The sequence below is a fragment of the Corallococcus llansteffanensis genome (assembly GCF_003612055.1).
Classification (GTDB): domain Bacteria; phylum Myxococcota; class Myxococcia; order Myxococcales; family Myxococcaceae; genus Corallococcus; species Corallococcus llansteffanensis.
In genome coordinates, this window is the sequence record NZ_RAWB01000706.1 from 1 (window position 1) to 4,575 (window position 4,575).

The 4,575-nt window shown below is 68.7% G+C and carries 5 protein-coding genes; 3 read left to right on the forward strand and 2 right to left on the reverse strand.

Annotation, left to right across the window (positions count from 1 at the left end):
• Nucleotides 1-163: 163 nt before the first annotated feature.
• Complete coding sequence (locus D7V93_RS38600; protein WP_120648073.1) at nt 164-1,129, forward strand: M91 family zinc metallopeptidase; 966 nt, start codon at nt 164-166, stop codon at nt 1,127-1,129.
• A gap of 175 nt (nt 1,130-1,304) precedes the next feature.
• Here D7V93_RS38600 and D7V93_RS38605 read toward each other — a convergent pair whose 3' ends face one another.
• Nucleotides 1,305-1,751 (reverse strand): DUF4267 domain-containing protein, encoded by a 447-nt coding sequence (locus D7V93_RS38605; RefSeq protein WP_120648074.1) that lies wholly within the window; start codon nt 1,749-1,751, stop codon nt 1,305-1,307.
• 147 nt (nt 1,752-1,898) lie between these two features.
• On the opposite strand from D7V93_RS38605, the gene D7V93_RS38610 reads away from it, so the two are divergent.
• The gene (locus D7V93_RS38610) at nt 1,899-2,834 is read left to right on the forward strand and encodes an AraC family transcriptional regulator (RefSeq protein WP_244237762.1); all 936 of its coding nucleotides are present in this window, start codon (nt 1,899-1,901) and stop codon (nt 2,832-2,834) included.
• Between the two features lie 320 nt (nt 2,835-3,154).
• On the opposite strand, the gene D7V93_RS38615 is transcribed toward D7V93_RS38610, so the two are convergent.
• Entirely contained in the window at nt 3,155-3,643 is a 489-nt protein-coding gene (locus D7V93_RS38615) for a VOC family protein (protein WP_120648075.1), read from the reverse strand.
• Nucleotides 3,644-3,860: 217 nt separating this feature from the next.
• Between D7V93_RS38615 and D7V93_RS38620 the strand changes: the two genes are divergently transcribed.
• Nucleotides 3,861-4,575 (forward strand): APC family permease (locus D7V93_RS38620; RefSeq protein ID WP_244237763.1); only part of this gene is annotated, 715 nt, incomplete at its 3' end.

Below are 4,575 nucleotides of genomic sequence, written 5' to 3' on the forward strand. Positions count from 1 at the left end.
GGCCCCTGACTTCCGTCATCAGGGGCCCCCCCCGGGACGGCGCCCACGCCAACGCAATCCCCTGGAATCACGAAGGCCGGATGGCCCCAGGGTCCGCGAAGCGGTGGGCACGCAGGGTGCAGTAGGGGTGGTCCGTCGCCGCACTCCCCTCCCGAGGCCTTCCATGAAGCTGCGCTCCTCTTCGTTCTCCAAGCCTTCGTCGTTGTCTTCTTCTTCCAGCTCCCGCCCGCGCCGCGACAGCCTTCCGGCCCGGCCCGAGAACGCGAAGCCGAAGGCCCCGGTGTCGCCCGCGGAGCTGAAGACGGGCAAGAACAACCTCAAGCCGGCGGACTACGGCGTGGTGGATCCGAAGCTCCAGGGCATCCGGACCCGCCGTGACAGCAAGCAGTCGGGCGCGGACTTCGCGGACTTCACGCAGGACGTGCGCAACTCCACCAACAAGCTGACCAGCAAGCCGGTCGGCAACCGGATGCTGACGGAGCTCAACGGCCGCACCCAGGCCGTGAACCCCGGCGCCACGGGCACGCTGCGCAAGCCGCTGACGGTGGCGGACATCTCCTCGGGCCGCAACGCGGCGCTGCCCAACGCGCATGTGCCCCGCAACGACGGCACGTTCTCCTCCTCCCGCCCGGCGTACCGCTTCGACGGCCGGCCCGGCGCGGGCACGGCCAGCGACATCAAGTACAACGAGAAGGACTCCGGCCCGCGCTTCAACAACCTGGGCCACGAGTCGGTCCACGCCTGGCGCGCGTCCAATGGCGTCCAGGTGAGCCCCCTGGAGGCCAGCAAGCACAGCAACGCCGACGTCTTCAAGCAGAACCCGGCGTTCTCGTCCGACATGAAGAAGACCGTCGACACCCGCCTGATGCTCACGGAGGAGTTCGAGACCGTCGGCCTGCGCCCCACGCCGCACACCAAGAACAACTGGGCCCCGTCCGAGAACGCCATCCGCGCCGAGCACGGCCTGCCGTCCCGCCAGGACTACTCGGGCCTGAAGCCCGACGTGAAGCACGGCGGCGACGACGCCTTCAAGAACTACGATGAAGGCACCGACGCCCGGAACTTCTTCCAGAAGCTGGCCGGCCAGCCGTCGCCCTTCCAGAAGATCGTCGGCGACCTGGAGAAGTGATGCACCGGGGGCTTGCGTCCCCCACCTTCGTGCAATCCGTCCTTGCGCCGGCCGGCAGCCGCTCCAGGAGACCGCGAAGACGTTCGTGAATCGCGTGGGTCGGATGCACGCCACTGGGTGTGACGAGCTCGAGCAGGCAGCCCCCGTCCGGCCAACGCGCGCCGGGATGGAACGTTCATGGACGCCCGGGCGACTTCTGCGGGCCTTCTGAGGTGATGTTCTGGGGGCGCAGCAGCGCGGCGGCCAGCACGACGCCGTAGACCGCCGCGCTTCCATGGACCGCGAGCGCGAAGGCGAGCGAGGCACCGCCATGCATCACGGTCAGCGCGTCCACGGTGGGCATCACCATGCAGGCGAGGACGAAGACGCCCGCGGCCTGTCGCTGTCGGATGGCCACCAGGGCGAACATCGCCAGTGCCAGGCCCAGGTCCCTGCCCGCCTTGACGTACAGCCAGGGGATGACCTCGCTCCCGGAGTCGGGCAGACCGAAGCCCCTGGCCGCGCTGATCGGGTCCAGCGCGGCCCGGAGGCTGAGGAACAGCATGAAGGCGCCCAGCAGCAAGGTGAACAAGGCCGTGGGAGAGGTGAGCTTCCAGGGCAACTGTGAGGGGTTCGGGCTCATGAGGTCTCCAGCTGAAGCGCGGGTGTCGTTCATGGCTGGGAATGTGACGTGCTGGCCTCGGAGGGGCCATTCGCGGACGGCTCAATCTTTTGTCTGAAACGCTCAGGGCGCGAGCGGTGGGGACAACCCGCTGCTAGCCTCGAGGGCATGGACCTCTCGCATGCTTCCGACCTGCTGGGGCAGATTCTCGAGCGAACCCGTCTGCGAGGGCAGCTCTACTGCCGCACCGTGGCGCGGGCCCCCTGGGGGCTGCGCTTTGCTCCCACGGCCTCGGCGACCCTGCATCTGGTCATCGCGGGCTCCTGTCACCTCACGCAGGGCCGGGACGCCGTCGCGCTGGGGCCGGGGGATGTCGTGCTGCTGCCGCGCGGAGACGGGCATGCCGTGGCGGACTCTCCCCGCAGCCCCAAGCTGAGGGTGGAGGAGTGGCTGGCGACACGTGGAGAAGGGGCTTCCTCGTATGTGCTGGGCGGGGCCGGCGTGGAGTCGCGGGTGCTCTGCGGCTTCTTCGCGTTCGACGAGCCGGGGGCGCATCCCGTGTTGCGGCTGCTTCCCGAGCGGGTCCACCTGCGGGGGGCTTCCGAGGACGCGCGTGCCCTGTTGCCCACGGTGTCGCTGCTCGAACGGGAGTACGCGCGGGGAGAGCGGGGCGCCTCGGTCATCGTCTCCCGGTTGCTCGACATCCTCCTGGTGCAGGTGCTTCGTGCCTGGGCGGACGCGCAGCCGCCGGGCGGCGCGGGCTGGTTGGGGGCGCTCGGCGACCGGACGCTCGCGAGCGCCCTGGGCTGGATGCACGCGGAGCCGGGGCGGAGCTGGACCGTGAGCGAGCTGGCGCGGCGCTCGGGGACCTCGAGGGCGACGCTCGCGCGGCGCTTCGCGAGCGAGGTGGGCGTGGCTCCGCATGAGTACCTCACGCGGCTTCGGATGCAGGAGGCCGCGCACGCGCTGCGTGAGGGACAGGACGGGCTCGCGGCCATCGCGGTCCGCGTGGGTTACGAGTCCGAGTTCGCCTTCAATCGGGCCTTCCGGCGGGAGATGGGAGTGCCTCCCGGCGAGTACCGGCGCAAGGCCCGTGAGGGCTGAACCGGAGTTCGTGGGACCCTGACGTCCGCGTCCCCTGGGGCGACCCCACGCGCGTGCCAGCGCCGGCACGTCCAGGGAGTACCTCACCCTCCCCTTCCAGATGCAGGACACCAACGTCTCGCGCTACCTCGCGGGCGGGGCCTCGCCCGGGCAGCCCGACGGTGGGCGCGGATGTCTGGTCCGGCATGACCTGGGGACATCCGGGCGCCTATCTGATCCTCCAGAACGACGGCAACCTCGTCATCCATGACAAGGACGGCGTCACCGCGCTCTGGAACTCCGGGACCTGGGGGCACTGAAGCAAGGGCACGACGACGCACTCAACCCTTGCGTGCCGTTTCAATCGCCGCGATGTCGATCTTCTGCATCTCCATCATCGCGGCGAACACCCGCTTGCGCGCGGCCGGATCTGGATCGCTCAAGCCGTCCGTCAGGGCGGCAGGAGTGATCTGCCACGAGAGTCCCCACTTGTCCTTGCACCACCCGCACTGACTTTCCTGACCGCCGTTGCCGACAATGGCATTCCAATAGCGGTCCGTCTCTTCCTGGTCCCGGGTGCTGATCTGGAACGAGAAGGCTTCGCTGTGCTTGAAGGCGGGGCCGCCATTGAGGCCGAGGCACGGAATGCCCAGCACGGTGAACTCCACCGTGAGGGCATCGCCCTCCTTGCCGTCCGGGTAATCGCCCGGTGCGCGGTGACTGGCGCCGACGGAGCTGCCGGGAAAGGTGCGGGCATAGAACGCAGCGGCTTCTTCGGCACTGTGTTCGTACCAGAGACAGATGCGGGTCTTGTTCACCGTGTTCGTCATGATTGCGCTCCTTGGCTCATTCGCCCTTGCGGCCTACGACACCAAACGCGGCGCCCGCCGTCGCCATCCTAACGGATCCTGCCGCGGCTCGTGAACGTGGGGCGTCAGTCGTCGAGTGGAGGCGAATTCGCGGATTCACCGCAGCTGTGCTCCAGTGGGTTCCCCTCCCCTTCCATCCATGACCACCGAAACCCCTTCGCCTCCTCATGAGCCGGGCATGCGGCGCGCGGTATCGCGCTGGGAAATCGTCGGGTTCTCCATCAACGACGTCATCGGCAGCGGTGTCTACCTGCTGCCCGCGGCCGCCGCCGCGAACCTGGGCTCGGCCAGCACGGGCGCCGTCGTGCTCGCGGGGCTGGCGGTGCTGCTGCTCGTGCTCTGCTTCGCGGAGGCAGCCAGTTACTTCGACAAGCCCGGCAGCGCCTATCTCTACACGCGTGAAGCCTTTGGAGAACGGGTGGGGTTCCAGGTCGGCTGGATGACGTGGCTGGCGCGCGTCTCGTCCGTGGCCTCGTTATCCGTTGGCTTCTCCCGCGCGCTGGGCTTCCTGTGGCCAGCGGCGAACTCGGGCCTGGGCCAGGGATTGGCCATCGCCGTGCCCCTGCTCGCGCTCACGGCCATCAACGTCGTGGGCGTGAAGGGCGGCGCGCGCACCGCGGTGTTCCTCGCCATCACCAAGACGGTGCCACTGCTGGTGTTCATCGCCGTGGGCCTCTTCTCCGTGTCCGTGCCGCTGGCGACGTCGGTGGCTCCCAGGGAGGGAGGCAACCTGGGGGCCGCGGTGCTGCTGCTGCTGTTCGCCTATTCCTACAGTTGTAGTTTGGAAGAGACCGCAGTCGCCCTCCGGTTGAAGAAACATGAGGGGGAGGAGCGGGATTTCCCATGCAGCCACCATCCGCCGTCGAAGCGCAGGCACCGGAAGTCCGCTTGGT

Bases quoted from the DNA above. Each gene is read 5' to 3' on its own strand.
- D7V93_RS38600 (WP_120648073.1), top strand. From the start codon at position 164: ATGAAGCTGCGCTCCTCTTCGTTCTCCAAGCCTTCGTCGTTGTCTTCT.
- D7V93_RS38615 (WP_120648075.1), bottom strand. From the start codon at position 3,643: ATGACGAACACGGTGAACAAGACCCGCATCTGTCTCTGGTACGAACAC.
- D7V93_RS38605 (WP_120648074.1), bottom strand. From the start codon at position 1,751: ATGAGCCCGAACCCCTCACAGTTGCCCTGGAAGCTCACCTCTCCCACG.
- D7V93_RS38610 (WP_244237762.1), top strand. From the start codon at position 1,899: ATGGACCTCTCGCATGCTTCCGACCTGCTGGGGCAGATTCTCGAGCGA.